Source organism: Marinobacter sp. NFXS11 (assembly GCF_040148675.1).
Taxonomy (GTDB): Bacteria; Pseudomonadota; Gammaproteobacteria; order Pseudomonadales; family Oleiphilaceae; genus Marinobacter.
This window is the reverse complement of record NZ_JAGDDV010000001.1, coordinates 701,535-717,833: the sequence shown is the minus strand read 5'-3', so window position 1 is coordinate 717,833 and position 16,299 is coordinate 701,535. Positions and strand designations below refer to the sequence as shown.

Below are 16,299 nucleotides of genomic sequence, written 5' to 3'. Positions count from 1 at the left end.
CCGGACTTTATTTAGCTTTGGGCGAATAAAGGTTGAGCAACCCATACGATTTCTCACCGCATATTCGCTTTCGTGCAGATCAAACCCTTTTTTACCCACCAAATTGTGCCGACCAATCACTTGGCAATATCGCCTTCCTTAACAGGTGTGTTTTCCTGAACATCAACGCGCACCTTCTTACCAATCACTTGATCGAGATACTTTGGCGCAAGGCCGTAGCCGGGCCTTACGCTACGGATACAATCACTGTCGATAACGGAGCCGGCTTTGAGGCTTTTCACGAAATACAACGACCTTCTGAACTGGACGCTGCCTTGTTCGCTGGATTTTCGCCCATAATCAACGTTGCCAAGAGCTTTCCAAGCAGTCTTGCTGTCACGGCAGAGAGCTGCCAATGACTCTGGTTCCAGAGAAAAGCTGTCATCCGGCCCTCCGCCATTGCGGTCCAGGGTGAAGTGCTTCTCAATGATGGATGCACCGAGTACGACGCTTGCGATCGCCGTGGTGTTGTCGAGGGTGTGGTCCGAAAGTCCTGTTACCAGGCCGAATCGTTCAATCATGTCGCCGATGGTTCGCAGGTTGTAGTCTTCAGCCGGCGCCGGATAACCACTGACGCAGTGTAGAATTGCCAACTGCGTGCATCCACCGCTTCTTGCGGCATCAATCGCTTCCTGGATTTCCTCGGCGTCCGCCATGCCAGTGGAGATAATCATGGGTTTTCCCGTCTTTGCGACATATCGGATGAGGGGCAGGTCTACGGCCTCAAACGACGCAATTTTATAGGCCGGCGCATTCAGATCTTCTAACAGATCCACCGCAGTGGTATCGAACGGAGAGCTGAAAATGGGAATCCCCACTTTTCTGGCGTGCTCAAAGAGAGGCTTGTGCCATTCCCAGGGAGTATGGGCCCATTCATAGAGCTCATAGAGCGTCTTGCCGTCCCATAGCCCTCCCTTGATCTGAAAGTCTGGCAGGTCAGAGTTCAGCGTTATAGTGTCCGGCCTGTATGTCTGAATTTTAAGGGCATCTGCCCCAGCCTTTTTGGCCTCTTCTATAATGCGAAACGCAGTGTCAATGTTGCCGTTGTGGTTCGCCGACATTTCCGCAATCACATAGGGAGCGTGTCTATTTCCGATCGGTCGACCGGCAATCGATATCTCAGTCATTGTCCACTTTCTCCAGAATAAGCTTGTATTTCTGCCCATCAATTTCGAACCAGGCAGGGTACCTGTCCGGATCACACATTCGCATCAGATCGAACTGATCTTCGATACTCTGGCTGGGGTTGAGTTTGCTATCCGTCGGTGTTCGCTTGGGATAATAGCTGGGCTCCACGTCATGTCGCTGAACATAAGGCGTAATTCGCTCATGGTTTTCAACGGCTTCTGCGATCATCTCCACTTCAGCCGCAAACAGACGTTGGTTCACCTCGTACCACAGTGCTGTCTTTTCAATCGGGATGTCCCCCTTTAACCATATGCGCCCGGTATCAACCTGGTCTTCCGCTTCAAGAAGGCTGAGGGTGATCAAATCGGCGCCATTGATGATTTCCCACACATGGGGGCTCCATCCCCTGCCCCTGGGCAGGTCACTCGCGTGCAACACCAAAGTATGTCGGTATTTTTCGCGATGTTCTCTCTTTATTATCTCGGAACACGACACCAAAAAAAGGAAATCTCCACCACTCAACTCGGCCCTGGAGCGAACAAGCTCGACAGTGTAGCGATGCTCGACTGTTGAGATCCATTGTCGCAACCTGTCGTTTACTGGATGATCAGCATCGGTGCACAAGATTGTGATTTTCAATGGAGATCCCTCCCTGTCATGATCGCAGCTACTCGGCTGGCACCGTTGCCATCACACACGCTCGCGGCATTCGAGGCAAAACGTTCGAGTGCACCCTCTGTTTCCAAAAGCTTGTTCAGCATTGGGGGCAAAGCCTCCGGAATCTCAGACTCATCAATAAGCAAAGCGCAATTCGCGTTTGCCAGAGCCTCCCCAATCAATCTCTGGTTCTCTGCCAGAATGACCATGATTGAGGGAAGCCCCAGGCAACATCGCTCCCAGGATGTACTCCCCGCGGCTCCAATTGACAGATCGGCCAAGCCCATGCTCTCTGCCATATTGGTGACGTTCACATTTACTGTTGCGTCGAATCGCGAATTCGCCGCTTGCGTCCTGATATCCTCTAATGCGGGAGCGGAAGATCCCATAACAACATCAAGCTTTGTAGAGGACGCTAACGAAGAGATTTCAAGCGCGGACAACACCCGGCCGGTAACATTAGTTCGATCCACCCCACCCAGAGAAATGAGGATTCGGCGGCACTGCATTGCTTGCCGTCGTTTCAGAAATTTCTCCCGAAACTCACGGAACTCCGGGCGAAGCAATGCATAGTGCGGTCCGATTAAACGCAGGGTGGGTGGGGATACCCAACCATCATAATCGGTATGAGCACGGCCAAGATTCTGGTCAAGCAGTACGGCGCAGTCGTGCTCGCGATCTGCCAGATCGTCAACCACCATAATCTGCCCAGAATGCTTGGCTATTTCGCGCTCCCAACGAGCATCTAGCGCATAGTGATCTACGACTACCCAGGTTGCACATCTTCCTGAGAGTAGCTCCTGCGTCTCTTTGCTATCTTTTTCCCAGGTAACTCCCAACCAGTCAGAATATGGGCTACTGGCTGAGCCGCCCGATTCGCTCCGTAGACCAGCGCCATCTGAGAGCATGCATAACTCGAACCCCCTTCTCTGGATCAGATCCCCCAGATGTCCTTCGTGATCGCGACAGACAAACAGACAATGATGTCCCAATCTGGCAAGCTCGTCAGCGAGGGTCAGGCAGCGCATCACGTGCCCGGTACCAATCTGGACTGACGCGTCGGCGCGAAACGCTACCAGCACGTCCATCCTCCATCAACAACCAGATTGGCTCCATTCACAAAGCTCGAAGCATCAGAAATCAGAAAGGATAAGGGCCCCTGGAGCTCGTCGGCCTGCCCAATTCTTCCCATGGGAACCTTGCTTGCCAGGGTTTCCACAAACCCGGGATTGGAGGCCTGTACAGAAGAAGAAGGAAAGGGCCCAGGGGATACTGCATTTACCCTGATCCCCTCAGCGCCGAACTCACAAGCGGCATAACGTGTCCACTGAATGAGTGCAGCTTTCGCAGCACCGTAAAATGGGGGATTAACCGCGTGTTTGCCGGGGTATATCCGGTGGTCCGGGCTGACCATTCCGTACATTGACCCAATGTTCACAACTGAGGCCGCGCCCGTTTCACTTACCGCAGATCGCAGGCTGGGCAACGCTTCTCGAAGCAACCTGTTCGCAGAGACCAGCGCAATCTCGTAGCTGTTTCGAAACTCCGTATCAGAAGATGTTTCTATGGAGCCAGCTCCTCCTGCGTATGCGTTGTTAACGAGGCCATGCAATGGCATATCACCGATTTCTTGAAACCATGCCTGAACAGCCGCCTCATTATTGATATCAAACACCGCCGGCTCTGCGACCAAATTTGCAGCTTGCAACTCTTCAACAAGTCCCGAAACGCTTGAGCGATCCCGACCGTTGACGAAGGTTCGAGCTCCCAATTCTGACAATCCAAGAACCATTGCTCGCCCCAGGTAGCCAGTTGCACCGGTTACTAGAACGTTCTTACCTTCGAGGGATAGCTTGCGCTGCATATCAGGCATTGGTTTTTTCCCATTTAGCAGGATCAAGCGTTTCTGCTGGGACAGAGGGACGGTTGTCTACGATTTCTCTTAAACGATCGGCCGGCCACATGTCTTTTTCAATAATCTTCAGGTTTTGAAGCAGCTGGTTCTTCGTGTCCAGACCAAGCACAACTCCATCGACCCACTCTTGCGAGATGGCAAAGCGCAGGCATAACTCCACCACATCGCCATCGCAGTGCTCACTGGCCCGCTGCTGAAGCCAGGCGATCGCGTTACTCGGGCTCTCACACCGGGCCCGCTTCCACAAGCCAGACTGGGCTGTCGTTAACAAACCCTGCAAAAGTGCGCTGCGCACATGCACAGTCAGGCTGCGTTGCCTGCGCACTTCAGCGATCCGGGCGATCACTGATTCCCAGCGGAAATCGAGTATGTTGAAAGGCATCTGAAGAACCGAAACTGCATCATACTCGAGGGCGTTCATGGCCTCTTCAGGGGACTGCACCGAAACACCCAGTTTCTCTATGAGACCTTTATTCTTGAGCTGATCCAGAGTAGCCCAGACGCCGCCGTTCCAGGCGCTCAGGTGTGACGCTCGGTGAAGCATCAACACATCAAGCCTGGACACACCCAGCGATGTACAGGATTCGAATACGCTTCGTTCCACGAATGCCGCCACTACCTCGGGCGAGGCGTCATCGGGGCAATCATCCATTGGTGACAGCTTGGTCATTACGGTTGCTCTGGAGCACCAACCTCCCTCAAGCGCACTTTTCAGTACTTTCTCACTCTCCCCATAGGCTCGGGCAGTATCAAGAAACTGGACACCATTTCGGATAGCGGTTTGCACCAGATCTGTTACCACATCCTGATGGGGCCGGCCGGTCTTGTTGGCAATACCGTAGTTCAAACCGAACTGTGCGGTGCCCAGAACAAGCCTGCTGGCGGCTCTGTGCGTCACAATGTCACCAGACTCACTCTTCAGCTTATCCAGAAGAGTCCCAAGAGGTGTTTCTTCCGGCACAGCCAGACTCCCAAATAATTGAGCAACCCTCAGATAGTCGTCCAGGGTGTCAACGGTACACCGATAGTGAGACATGCCAAGCGTGCGATACTTCTCAAAGGTGGAGCGGCCATATTTTTCAATAATCCAGGGCGTAACATGTTCCCGGTCGAATGGAGACTCGGACTCTTCATTGGCCTCCCTGAGATAGCCAACCCTGGTAATCTCCGCGCTTACGCCATAAGGAAGCCCGGATTTTTCACCACCACAGCCAAGATACGGTAGGTTTCTGGACTGAAAATCTACAAGCATCTCATCAATGAATTCGCCGTCCGGGAACACATTGTCACCAGTCAGACGAACAACCACATGCTCATCATCGAGCTCTTCTGTGGAATCGACAAAACGTTTGAGGGTATTCGTCAAATCACCTCTGTAGTAGGAAATATTCCATCTGGACAGCACGTCACATAATAAATCGTCCGAAGCCTCACGAGAGGTCAAAACCGTAACCGGGTGGCCAGTATTACCGGCACGCAGCGCTGCCAGAACGACAAGAGGGATCCCGCCTACCGGTAGCAGGATTTTTGCTGGGAGACGCGATGAGTTTGTTCGCGCCTGCAAACACAACCTGACTTTCATACCAGCGACAGCTTCAGTGCTTCAATGACTTGGTCTTGCTGCTCATAGGCCATTCCTTGAAACATCGGCAGACTGATCGCTTCCCGGTAATAGGACATGGCTTGTGGAAAATCATCAGCCTCGAAGCCCATATCCTTATAATAAGGTTGGGTATGGACTGGAATATAGTGCAGGTTGACTCCTATGCCGCGCTCACGAAGCGATTCGAATACTTCGCGGTGAGACGCACGGGTCTCGTCCAGCTTCAATCGGATCACATACAAATGCAAACCGGAGTAACTGTCAGGGTGCTGCCAGGGTGTGATTACTGGAAAATCCGCCAACATATCGTCGTAGCGTCTAGCGAGCTCGTGCCTGCGAGCCACGAAATCGTCAAGCCGATCCATCTGGCTGACACCCAGTGCCGCCTGTAGCTCGGTCATACGGTAATTGAATCCCAACTCGATTTGCTGGTAATACCAAGGACCGTCAGGTTCCTGAGTCATCAGGCCGGAATCTCGGGTAATTCCGTGACTGCGGAGAAGATTCATACGGCTTGCCAGCTCATCATCATTGGTAAGCGCCATGCCACCTTCGGCGGTGGTAATGATCTTTACCGGATGGAAACTGAAAACCGTGATGTCGCTGTAACGGTTGGCCCCGATAAATTCACCCTTGTATTTGCCTCCGATTGCGTGCGACGCATCTTCAATAATCCTGAATCCATAACGTTTACTGAGCTGATGAATCTCAGACATCGCACAGGGTTGACCACAAAGGTGAACGGCAACGACGACCTTCGGAAGTCGGCCTTCTTCGTCGGCCTTCTCAAGTTTGCGAGCCAGTGCCTCGGGACAAAGATTGTAGGTTTTCGGGTCAATATCAATGAAATCGACCTTTGCTCCACAATAAAGACCGCAATTGGCAGATGCCACAAACGTGATGGGCGATGTCCACAGCCAGTCACCCGGCCCCAACCCCAGACTCAGACAAGCAATGTGTAAGGACGAGGTTGCACTGTTCACGGCCAACGCATGCTTGGCACCGACATGTTCAGCTACCTTTGATTCAAACTCAGGCACCTTCGGCCCTTGAGTCAGAAAGTCCGACTGGAGCACTTCAAGCACAGAGTCAATGTCGGCCTGAGAGATTTCTTGCTTGCCGTAGGGAATCATTCTCAGATCTTTCCAATTTCGTTGTTGTGACGATCAATCCACGCCTGAAGTTCTTTTTCAGTCATCCATTCGGAATTATTGTCACTTGAATAGACAAAGCCCTCGGGCACTTTCTTACCGTCCTTGATTCGGCTTTCGCATGTTCCCCAATCGTTAATGTTGGGCAAAATTTTGAAGTGCTCTGGATATTCGTAGGTGAAATAGGAGTCTTCTGCGCCAATCATCTGTTCATGCAGTTTTTCACCCGGGCGAATTCCAACCACTTCCTGCTTTGCATCCGGGGCAACCACTTGCGCGAGGTCCGTTACTTTCATTGACGGGATCTTCTTGACATAAATCTCCCCACCCACCATGTCTTCGAACGCATGCCAGACCAACTCTACGCCTTGCTCCAGACTGATCATAAAACGTGTCATGCGCGGGTCGGTTATAGGCAACACGCCTTTTTCTTTGATCGACATGAAAAAGGGTATGACCGAGCCGCGAGACCCCATTACGTTACCGTACCGGACCACAGAAAATTTGGTCTCATGGCCACCCGAATATGAGTTGCCGGCCACAAAAAGCTTGTCAGAGGCCAACTTGGTGGCACCGTAGAGATTGATAGGACTGCTGGCCTTATCGGTTGAGAGCGCGACGACGCCCTTAACGCCTTTATCGATCGCGGCATCTATCAAATTCATGGCTCCGTGAATGTTTGTTTTTACACATTCAAAAGGATTGTACTCAGCGGTAGGTACGATCTTCGTGGCAGCTGCGTGCACAACATAGTCAACGCCATCAAGTGCCCGATATAGTCGATCCCTGTCTCGTACATCGCCTATAAAGAAACGAAGGCGGTCATCGCCTTGAAACAGCTTGGCCATTTCCCACTGCTTCATTTCGTCCCGGGAAAACACAATGATTTTCTTGGGATTGTATTTTTCCAGCGTCATGGGAATGAATTTATGGCCAAAAGAGCCAGTACCGCCGGTTACGAGAATAGTAGAGTTTTCCAACATGAGTTATTCGCCAGATAGTTCCTGTTGATTACTGGTTGTCCTGCCTGTTTTAAGCACAACACGGAAGAAGATAATTATAGTTGCCAACATCAGCCCCAACATCCCTGCCAAAAGAATGATTAAACCTCGCTTTGGGCCCGCCTTTTCCTCGGGTGCCAGGGGAGGATCTATCACTTTGAATACATACTCGCGCTGAGCATTGGCTAACATGATCGTTCGGGTTTCTTGCTCGATCAGCTGGTAAAAGACCTGCTGCATTCCCGCAATACTGGTCTCTTCAAGCTTCTCTTCAAGGTAGGCTACGCTCGATTCAGCATCACTGATATCCTGGGCCCGCATATGCTCGTTTATGTCTTCTAGAAGCCATCTGAGCCAGGTCGCGGCTGCGTTTGGTGAAAGGCTCGTAAGTGCAACGGTAATCATCCCGTTGTCTTTGTTCTCGCTTACCGTAAGTTGCTCACGAAACGCTTTCACCAGGTCCCAGGTAGATGGCGCAAGACTCTCTCCATTCTCATCCAGAAGCCATTCGTTTCTCTCTGCGCTGTATAGCGTTCTATCGTAGACCCATTCTCCAGCACCCGAATTCCAGTTCTCGGCCGCCATTAAAGGCACGGCTATCTCGTGACGAGCAATGAAGTCCCCAAGGAATGCCCGGGATAGCATAACTTCCTTGGCAATGGTTGTTTTATTGGCGTCGCCCCCTCCGAGGGTTACTCCCGCAAGGCTTGCCAGCCCGCTAAGCTGACCGGAAATTCTCGATCCATCTTCATTCTGCGCCGGGGCCAGAAGCGCTGAGGCCTGGTACTCGTTTGGAAGCTTGAGCGCGTAGATCGCTCCCCCAACGATGCAGCTCACGGTAATTATCAGGATCACCCATTTTCCTTCCCAAAAGGCCGAAAAAAGTTCTCGAAGATCCATCTCTTCGTTGGGGAGGTCTGGTTTGTGGAGCACCTGATTCATCACAAATTACCTACTGCTGCTGCGCCCAACGCTATCTGATAGACGATCTGACTCACGTTGCTCCACAATTCGAGTTGATTCAGGCGATCCACATCGATCGGCATAATAATTGTGTCACCCGGCTCCAAACGTTGGCTGCGGCTACCAAACCAGCGGCTTTTCTCCGGAAGCATGACGGAGCCGTCCGCTTTTACAACATATACCCTGCTCTCGTCGGCTTGACGCGTGGGCCCGCCCGAGCGCTCCAGATAGTCATCCACAGTAAGCCCGGCTTGATGCAGGTGACTGGTCGGGAACTGGACTTCTCCGAATACCGTTACCGATTGGGGTATGGTTGGCACAGTAAGGGTGTCACCATCCTGCAATCGGATGGCTTGGTAATCGGGATCCTTCAAAACACTGGCAAGATCTATTACAAGCCTGCCTACCGGTTCACTGCCCTGCACTTCTTCAAGCAAGTCCTGCACTTCCTGCGTTCTATTCGTGCTCTCGCCACCAAAGTTATCGCCCTCCAATTGAACGCCGAGCAAGTCTCCCTGGAGGCGCTCCTCTGCCTCACGCAGGCGCTGAGCTTCAAGCTGGCGAAGTTTTTCTCGGGAAAATACCGCGCCCTCAGGGAAAGCGTTCGAGGTTAACCCACCAGCTCTCTCCAGCACTTCTCTCAAGGTTTCGCCATCCCGGAAGGTATATTGGCCGGGGTAACGAACTTCGCCTTTCAGCTCTACGGTACGGGTTTTTGCAAAATCCGGTATGGATTTGACGAGGATCCTGTCCCGGCTTTCCAGATTCAGGCTGGCTTTTCCCGCCATCGCTTCCGCGAGATCAACATTTATAATCCGGGTTTGCCCGGTGCCGTTCTCATCAACCGTGTACCTAGCCACCTCGGCTTGATACAACGAGGCAGAGTCTTTTAAACCGCCAGCCACGAAAATGGCATCCGTCAGATTTTTAGTCGCCGGCATCGGGTATTCGCCGGGATAGCGAACCGGGCCACTTATCTGAACAGTCTGCTGAGGGTTCTCAGGACTTGCCTGCGCTTTGAGCCGTTGAATAACCGGAGCAAAAAGAATTTCGCGGGTGAAAGTCTCAGGCCCCTCTTCTTCCTGCTCCTTTTCTGCCTTCTCTCCATTTACGAGCCCAGTGGTCTCATTCTCTTTCATGTCGAGAATGTCCACCTTCCCTGCATCTGAGAAAAAGAACAAACGATCTCTTTCCTTCAACTGGAGGTCATGTTTCCCACCGGGGTTGCGAACAGCCATGCGTAAGCGAAGGTTCAGCACGGATATGCTGTCGTCAGACGGGTTGGTTCGTACGATGGCGGCATATTGCTTGTCCGCCACCGGTAACAAGTCACTGTTTAGATTATTGATCAGTGAGGTAACCCGCATTCCAGGCATCCACGCGAATTTTCCGGTTCTGGTCGCCGCACCTTTTACTTCAACGTACTGTCCAGTTACATCCGATATAGAGGGTATCTGAACCCTGTCGCCAGGCTGTATTCTGGCGTCTTGTCCTTTCCGCGAGGTGAAATCGGCTTCTGCAATAATCCGCAGGAAGTCTTCGTTCGTTCGTTCAATATTGATGCGTTGAGGATAGGCTTGGGGGGTGAGGCCGCCAGCCATGCCAACGAGATCCGCCAGAGTGTGCCCACTTTTCAGCTCGTAAAGCGCGGGGCGGTAGACCTCGCCCTCAATTCCGGCGCGCTTGCCTACGGACGGAATGAAAATCACGTCGCCCGGTTGCAGTCGGCTGTCGTTTGAACTGTCGCCCTTGAGCAGCAGATCGTATAAATCGAGTGTACCGACCAGTTTCCCGTCCCGCTTGTGTTGGACGTTTCGCAGCGAGCCAGTTTGCTTGATACCACCGGAGACATACAAAGCGTTAGTCATAGTGGAAAGCGAGCTCACTGAATAAGAACCCGGATTACGCGCTTCACCAAGCACGAAGACCCTCATGCTGCGAAGCTCACCCAACGACACGCTGACCTGAACCCCAATGTATTGTTCAGATACCCGCTTCCGGATCTGCTGCCTGGCTTCATCAAAGCTTAAGCCCGCCACGCTCATGGGGCCGGACTGAGGAAAACTGATGGTGCCGTCGCGGCTGATGGGCAGTTCCAGGTTCTGGTTTTCCTTGCCCCAGAGCTGAATGCGCAATACGTCACCTGGGCCGAGGGTGTATTCGGAAGGCACAGGGATCTCTGTCACCGGGGCGAAGGTGGTTGGGCTACCCCGAAACAGCTCGTAGCCGAAGGGCTTCAGACCACCGTTTTTATCGGCGGCTTGCTGCTCTTTCTCTTCTTCCTCCTTTTCTCCCCGGGTCTGCCCCCTCTCTTCGTCCGAAATACTTTCAGCCCGCTCAACTACCTGAACGTCCCGAGGGCGCTGATTGCGTTGCCCAGAGGATTGGAACTCTTCCAGATCAATACCGTACTGGCTAGCCAGGGCTTCCTGCTGGGCTCTGGGCAGACTCTGGAATTGTTCGATCTGGGTTTGACTGATGGACTGGGCGGTCGCTGCCACGGGGAGCAGCATGGCCAGAGGGAGCAAGAGATTCTTAAGCTTCACAATTAGAGATCCGACGTTTTGGTTCGATCAGTTTAAAAACGGTATGTCCAGGCGGCACCCAAAGACCACTGGTCTTTTTCGCCACCCAAGTACTTAATTTTCTTATCGGTGGCTTGGAGATTCAGGTCCAGCCATCCTCCAAACAATCTGGCTCCATACCCTACATCAAGGATGGTGACGTTCTGATCAACATTGGGCACGGTGTAAAATATTTCGTCGTTCGGCACCACTGTTCCAATTGCACCCTCTTTATTGAGATGTGCGAAACTCACTTTGGCGCTGAGGTTCGTGCCATTGCCAAAGAAATTGAAAGCCCCGAGGGTGACGGCCTCTGCGTCGCCATCAAAACTGGTAGCCATACTGCGACCGTAGTAGCGGTAGCCGGAACGGTAACGGGAGTGCTCATACGTAATATTGGGAATGGCGTCACCCAGGAAGTCGTCAGCCAGGGTATTCGTGTACTCAACAAACCATTGCTGGTCGGCTTCGAATAGCTGGGTGGTCCAATCTGCCCCGAAAAGCCAGGATTTCCTGGCCGGAAAGGCACCAGCTTCGTCTTCCCCCATCATTTGGCCGTAAATGCCCATTGTTTGCTGGCCAACTGAGAAACCGTATCGCGCATCAACGCTGGCAAGCTGGTTGCCCGGATCGTTTTCCTCAAGCTGTCCATTATCCCGGCCGATCAGGGCATTCCAGATAGTGGACGCCCCTTCCGGCCGCCCCTCCCCACCGAACATAATCGCACGGGAGAGGCCAATATCCAGGCCATCGACGGGGCGGAAGGTAAAGCGCATACCAATGAGTTTGGCATCCGGCACCGCGCGATCGCTCTCGTACTGTCCGGCTAGCGCTGTAAACTGCCAGGGACCGATCCAGCTCAACCAAGGGGTTTCGAAGGCGTGGGTATTGTTTCGGTTGATCCAGAGCGCCGGCATCGGGCGGGCGTTATTCGAGAGAATCAGGCTAGACTGCCAACCGGGCCCCCACCAACGGTCAATAGCACCCACACCGAACACCCAGTTGCCGGCTGCTGCCGCAAGATAGGAGCCATCGAGGCGCAGTTCTTCATCATCATCAGGATTATGGGCATAGCCGGGGTTGAGCCCGAGGGCCCAGACTTCGCCCTGCCACTGAAGATCGATTGCCGCTCCAACCTTCGCAAGAGCATTCTGCTCAAACCCACGGATACCGGGAATCTCGCTGCTGCCATACAGACTGTACTCACCGCGAAACCCCGGCTGCGCCTGCTGTTCCTGCTCGAAAAGCAGGTAGGCCGCGGCAGCGCCTACGGACGAATGATCCGCACTCACACTGGGCTGCAAACCACTGTGAACGGAACTCCACATTAGCGGCCAGGTGCTTACAGTACGGTTCATATGGCCACGGTCTGCCAACTTCTGAGCCGCAAACCTGGCCCGTGAATCCCCCGGCTCAAGCCAGGGCGCCGCCCAAAGGAGGGGACTGCTTAAGCACGCTACCGCCCCACCGACCAGGGCCCAGTGTTTTAAGGTCATAAGTATTATTAATCTGAAAATCGACAGGAAACAGGCAAAAGGAAGGGAACAACTGAATCCCAACTATTTCCTTGTCGGTAGATGAATGTTCTGTTTCAGAAGCGTGATGATTTTACGGCATCGCCTGTGACAAGCAAGTGACAAAAAGTCTGACAGGTGCGGATTCAGGGGCTTACCGCAGTAAAGAATTGTTAAAGGATCATAAATGCAGGGAAATCGACTAACTTTCGCTCACCCTGGCCCTCATAACGCTGGCAAACTCCATAAAGAACGCGGAAAAGACACCTGCCATCAATCCGAGCATGCCCGCCAAAACAACGATTAGGGTCCGCGCAGGACCAATAGGCTCCGAGCTTTTTCGGCTTTCAGAAAGAACTTCCATTGGCTGAATTGACTTCAGGGTCGCTTCCAGCGACAAACGCTTTCCTACGGTCCCAGCTATAGCCTCGCCGGCGTCGTTATAACTCTCCAACATGCCGACCGTCTGAGACAGAGACTCTATCTGGCTCTCAAGAGCTCCCTTCACAACCGACACTGCGGCTGACTGACTCTGCTCTAACTCATTGACCAAATGATCGTGCGCCCGCCTCACCTCTTCACCCTGCTCAACTGAGGCTTCTGAAGACATTCGAATCAAAGCGGTACTCTCGGGGTTGACGAAGCGGATATCGAGCGGAAAGGGTTGATCATGGCTTGCTTGATATATTGCCTGATATTCAGGAAGCCAACGATTCTCCAGAGTTGCAATAACAGTACCCGGCTTTTCGATAAAGGTGCCGGGCTCCTTCTCTGCAAGCCCAACGAGAGTGACGTATTCGTACTTGTGAGGTACGAAAAAAGCGTAAATCACACCCAAAAACAGTGCAGAGAAGAATACTAGATAGAAGGTTCTCCGATGCTTCAGAAACATAAAGGTCAGATCAACAAGACTAACTTCGTCACCTGCCTCTGATCGACGCTCTCGCCGCATCTCTTCCATCTGCACTCCTCTATTGACGCTTTAAACCAAGGATGTCTCTGCTCGGCGCGGAACACCTATTTTTCTTTTCCTGGGCAACGGCCACAACAGTTACTTCTTTATAGCAGATACCGGGACTCTGATGCTCTGTTGCTTTTGCATAAAGTTGACAAGCACTATTGCCCGCTCTTCGCCGTCATAGGCCTGAAAAATGGCATTGATGCCCTCGAAGGGCCCCTCGCTCAGCTCTACGGCCTGGCCCGGCTTGATACCGCCCTGCTCTGCCACTGAGTCGAGGCTCTCTTTGATATGCTGGATTACAGCATTGCTTATGGGTGCGGGCTTGTTGGCAAAGCCGACGATTCTCAACACACCACGGGTGGAACGAAGCTTCGACCACATTGGATCCGTCGGCTCAAGGTTTACGAACAGATAGCCAGGGAACAAGGGTTCCAGTTTCTTCGAGCGCTTTCCACCCTTGATTTTCTCCACACTGATTTTTGGGTAAAAGCAGGCGATATCTTGGTTCTGAAGGTGCTGAAGAGCGCGGTCGCCCTGAGCGGGCTTATGTTGCAGTGCATACCATGTCATGGGCGGGGACTGTACCAGCTTCCCGATGCAACGAAATACGGATTTAACACATTCTGTTTACCATATTTCAGGGACTCGCCATCCAGCGTCTGCACTTTGCCGCCGGCAGCCATCAGCACGGCTTGCGCAGCACCGGTATCCCACTCGGAGGTAGGGCCCAGCCTCGGATAGATATCCGCATGCCCCTCGGCGATTCGGCATAATTTGAGGGAGCTGCCCGCCTGCACCAGTTCATGTTCACCCAATGCCTCGATAAATGCCCGGGTTTCCTCGTTCAGGTGGTTTTTGCTGGCAACAACCCGCTTCAGGGGTTTAGGCTCTGCCACACGGATGTGATGAACCCTGCCAGTGCGGTCCCGCATGTGGGCACCTTCTCCCACAATTCCCCAGAATGCCTCTTTCAGGGCCGGTGCGATGACAACACCCATCACCGGCTGGCCATCTTCGATCATGGCGATGTTTACCGTGAACTCGCCCGTGCGCTGGGTGAAATCCTTGGTGCCGTCTACGGGATCTACCAGCCAAAAGCGACGCCATTGTTTGCGCTCTTCCCAGGGGATATCGCTGCCCTCCTCCGAAAGGATCGGGATATCCCGGCTGATGCTTCTAAGCCCATGGGTGATGATGTCGTGGGCAGCGGTGTCTGCAGCGGTAATTGGCGAATCGTCAGCCTTGTAGCTCACCTTGAAGTCAGACAGGTAAATATGCAGCACTTTCTCACTGGCCTCATCGGCCACTTTTATCACGTCCGGGAGGATGGAGCTGTAATGCATGTGATTCGCTTCCTGCTTCAGGTCAAAACGTTATGAACTATGATAAGCCATAGTAACACTCCCTCAATAAAGAACGAGAAGGATGGCTCTATGAAACTTCGCTTCCTCGGCGGCACAGGCACAGTCACGGGCTCCCGCTACCTTCTATCAGATGAGAAACATCGGGTATTGGTGGATTGTGGCATGTACCAGGGCGTAAAGACCTTGCGCCGGCGCAACTGGGCGAAGTTTCCTGTGGATCCCTCAACTATTGATGCCGTGGTGCTTACCCATGCCCATATTGACCACTCCGGGTACCTGCCGGCCTTGGTGAAGAATGGCTTCAAGGGCAAGGTTTACTGCACCAAAGCCACCCATGAACTGTGCAAGGTTCTACTGCCAGATGCCGGCTTTTTACAAGAGGAGGATGCGAAGTACGCGTTTCGCAAGAAATTCTCCAAACACGAAAAACCGGAACCGCTGTTCACCGAGAAAGACGCCCGGGAAGCCCTGAAACATTTCGAGTCCCTGCACTACCACGAGACGTTCGAACCGGTAAAAGGGTTCCAGGTAACCTTCACCCCGGCGGGTCATATTCTGGGTTCATCCTGTGTGCATGTTCATCACAAGGGCGCGGACAGAACAGTTGTATTCAGTGGTGACGTTGGGCGGCAGAATGACATCATCATGCGCCCACCGGAGCCCCTGAAAAAGGCGGATGTGTTGCTGTGTGAATCCACCTATGGCGATCGGGCCCATGGTGAGACCGATCCGGAAGCGGAGCTGGCAGATATCATCACCAAAACGGCTGGCCGTGGCGGCATTGTGCTTTTACCGGCGTTTGCTGTTGGGCGGGCGCAGATGCTGCTTTATGTGATTCACAAGATCATGGGGGACGGGAAAATTCCCAAACTGCCAGTTTTCCTGAACAGCCCCATGGCCATCAAGGCTACAGAGATCTTCTGCAAGCACCACAAGGAGCACAAACTGAACGCCGCTCAATGCGAGCTGATTGACGAAAAAACCGAATTTGTCCGCAAGGTGGAGGAATCCATTGAACTGGATGCGGTGCGCTACCCCTGCGTGATCATTTCCGCCAGTGGAATGGCTAGTGGTGGACGGGTGCTACACCACCTGAAAACGCTACTTCCCAATCCACGCAATAGCGTGGTTTTCGCTGGTTTCCAGGCGCCCGGAACTCGGGGTGATGCACTGGTGAACGGCGCGGAATCAGTGAAAATCCACGGTGAGTACTGGCCTGTGAAGGCCGAGATTCATAACCTGGATTCTCTTTCCGCGCATGGCGACTACAACGAGATTCTGGCGTGGTTGGAGCAAAGCTCACTCAAGCCGGAGAAGGTGTATGTCACTCATGGTGAGTTGGTCGCGAGTGACGTCATGCGCAAACGGATTCGGGATAGGTTTGGCTGGGATGTTGAAGTGCCGGAATTGTTTGAGGAGGTGGAGGTTTGAGACCTCTC

Annotated in this window: 14 protein-coding genes; 1 reads left to right on the top strand and 13 read right to left on the bottom strand. The window is 52.9% G+C overall.

From position 1 onward, the window contains the following. Positions 1 to 116: 116 nt before the first annotated feature. From pseI to cysQ, 13 genes are all read right to left on the bottom strand, one after another. The gene (gene pseI, locus J3362_RS03435) at positions 117 to 1,166 is read right to left on the bottom strand and encodes a pseudaminic acid synthase (protein WP_349518142.1); all 1,050 of its coding nucleotides are present in this window, start codon (positions 1,164 to 1,166) and stop codon (positions 117 to 119) included. Then, on the bottom strand, positions 1,159 to 1,806 hold the full coding sequence (locus J3362_RS03430) for a formyltransferase family protein (protein ID WP_349518141.1): 648 nt from the start codon (positions 1,804 to 1,806) through the stop codon (positions 1,159 to 1,161). Before J3362_RS03430 ends, pseI begins: the two co-directional genes overlap by 8 nt. Then, positions 1,803 to 2,906 (bottom strand): UDP-2,4-diacetamido-2,4,6-trideoxy-beta-L-altropyranose hydrolase, encoded by a 1,104-nt coding sequence (pseG, locus tag J3362_RS03425; protein ID WP_349518140.1) that lies wholly within the window; start codon positions 2,904 to 2,906, stop codon positions 1,803 to 1,805. Before pseG ends, J3362_RS03430 begins: the two co-directional genes overlap by 4 nt. After that, positions 2,897 to 3,697, bottom strand: coding sequence for an SDR family NAD(P)-dependent oxidoreductase (locus J3362_RS03420; RefSeq protein WP_349518139.1), 801 nt, complete (start codon positions 3,695 to 3,697; stop codon positions 2,897 to 2,899). The genes pseG and J3362_RS03420 overlap by 10 nt, the downstream gene beginning before the upstream one ends. Further along, entirely contained in the window at positions 3,690 to 5,321 is a 1,632-nt protein-coding gene (locus J3362_RS03415) for an aldo/keto reductase (protein ID WP_349518138.1), read from the bottom strand. Before J3362_RS03415 ends, J3362_RS03420 begins: the two co-directional genes overlap by 8 nt. After that, on the bottom strand, positions 5,318 to 6,475 hold the full coding sequence (gene pseC / locus J3362_RS03410; RefSeq protein ID WP_349518137.1) for a UDP-4-amino-4,6-dideoxy-N-acetyl-beta-L-altrosamine transaminase: 1,158 nt from the start codon (positions 6,473 to 6,475) through the stop codon (positions 5,318 to 5,320). Before pseC ends, J3362_RS03415 begins: the two co-directional genes overlap by 4 nt. Before the next feature lie 2 nt (positions 6,476 to 6,477). Further along, positions 6,478 to 7,476, bottom strand: coding sequence for a UDP-N-acetylglucosamine 4,6-dehydratase (inverting) (gene pseB, locus J3362_RS03405; RefSeq protein ID WP_349518135.1), 999 nt, complete (start codon positions 7,474 to 7,476; stop codon positions 6,478 to 6,480). A gap of 3 nt (positions 7,477 to 7,479) precedes the next feature. Further along, entirely contained in the window at positions 7,480 to 8,436 is a 957-nt protein-coding gene (locus J3362_RS03400; RefSeq protein WP_349518133.1) for a Wzz/FepE/Etk N-terminal domain-containing protein, read from the bottom strand. Next, positions 8,436 to 11,003: an SLBB domain-containing protein gene (locus J3362_RS03395; protein ID WP_502882404.1), complete on the bottom strand. Its 2,568-nt coding sequence runs from the start codon at positions 11,001 to 11,003 to the stop codon at positions 8,436 to 8,438. Before J3362_RS03395 ends, J3362_RS03400 begins: the two co-directional genes overlap by 1 nt. Before the next feature lie 32 nt (positions 11,004 to 11,035). Continuing rightward, positions 11,036 to 12,313, bottom strand: coding sequence for a capsule assembly Wzi family protein (locus tag J3362_RS03385; RefSeq protein ID WP_349518132.1), 1,278 nt, complete (start codon positions 12,311 to 12,313; stop codon positions 11,036 to 11,038). A gap of 424 nt (positions 12,314 to 12,737) precedes the next feature. Beyond that, the gene (locus tag J3362_RS03380; protein ID WP_349518131.1) at positions 12,738 to 13,496 is read right to left on the bottom strand and encodes a Wzz/FepE/Etk N-terminal domain-containing protein; all 759 of its coding nucleotides are present in this window, start codon (positions 13,494 to 13,496) and stop codon (positions 12,738 to 12,740) included. A 90-nt stretch (positions 13,497 to 13,586) separates the two neighbouring features. Further along, positions 13,587 to 14,066, bottom strand: a complete 480-nt coding sequence (rfaH, locus tag J3362_RS03375) for a transcription/translation regulatory transformer protein RfaH (RefSeq protein WP_349518130.1) — start codon at positions 14,064 to 14,066, stop codon at positions 13,587 to 13,589. Beyond that, positions 14,063 to 14,839, bottom strand: coding sequence for a 3'(2'),5'-bisphosphate nucleotidase CysQ (gene cysQ, locus J3362_RS03370; RefSeq protein ID WP_349518129.1), 777 nt, complete (start codon positions 14,837 to 14,839; stop codon positions 14,063 to 14,065). The genes rfaH and cysQ overlap by 4 nt, the downstream gene beginning before the upstream one ends. 90 nt (positions 14,840 to 14,929) lie before the next feature. On the opposite strand from cysQ, the gene J3362_RS03365 reads away from it, so the two are divergent. After that, a complete protein-coding gene (locus J3362_RS03365) occupies positions 14,930 to 16,291 on the top strand; it encodes an MBL fold metallo-hydrolase (protein ID WP_349518128.1) in 1,362 nt (453 codons plus the stop codon). Positions 16,292 to 16,299 lie beyond the last annotated feature (8 nt).

Excerpts from the sequence above, each read along its gene's own strand:
- J3362_RS03420 (WP_349518139.1), bottom strand. The coding sequence starts at position 3,697 with ATGCCTGATATGCAGCGCAAGCTATCCCTCGAAGGTAAGAACGTTCTA.
- J3362_RS03380 (WP_349518131.1), bottom strand. The coding sequence starts at position 13,496 with ATGGAAGAGATGCGGCGAGAGCGTCGATCAGAGGCAGGTGACGAAGTT.
- rfaH (WP_349518130.1), bottom strand. The coding sequence starts at position 14,066 with ATGACATGGTATGCACTGCAACATAAGCCCGCTCAGGGCGACCGCGCT.
- J3362_RS03415 (WP_349518138.1), bottom strand. The coding sequence starts at position 5,321 with ATGAAAGTCAGGTTGTGTTTGCAGGCGCGAACAAACTCATCGCGTCTC.
- J3362_RS03365 (WP_349518128.1), top strand. The coding sequence starts at position 14,930 with ATGAAACTTCGCTTCCTCGGCGGCACAGGCACAGTCACGGGCTCCCGC.
- pseB (WP_349518135.1), bottom strand. The coding sequence starts at position 7,476 with ATGTTGGAAAACTCTACTATTCTCGTAACCGGCGGTACTGGCTCTTTT.
- pseI (WP_349518142.1), bottom strand. The coding sequence starts at position 1,166 with ATGACTGAGATATCGATTGCCGGTCGACCGATCGGAAATAGACACGCT.
- pseC (WP_349518137.1), bottom strand. The coding sequence starts at position 6,475 with ATGATTCCCTACGGCAAGCAAGAAATCTCTCAGGCCGACATTGACTCT.
- cysQ (WP_349518129.1), bottom strand. The coding sequence starts at position 14,839 with ATGCATTACAGCTCCATCCTCCCGGACGTGATAAAAGTGGCCGATGAG.
- J3362_RS03400 (WP_349518133.1), bottom strand. The coding sequence starts at position 8,436 with ATGAATCAGGTGCTCCACAAACCAGACCTCCCCAACGAAGAGATGGAT.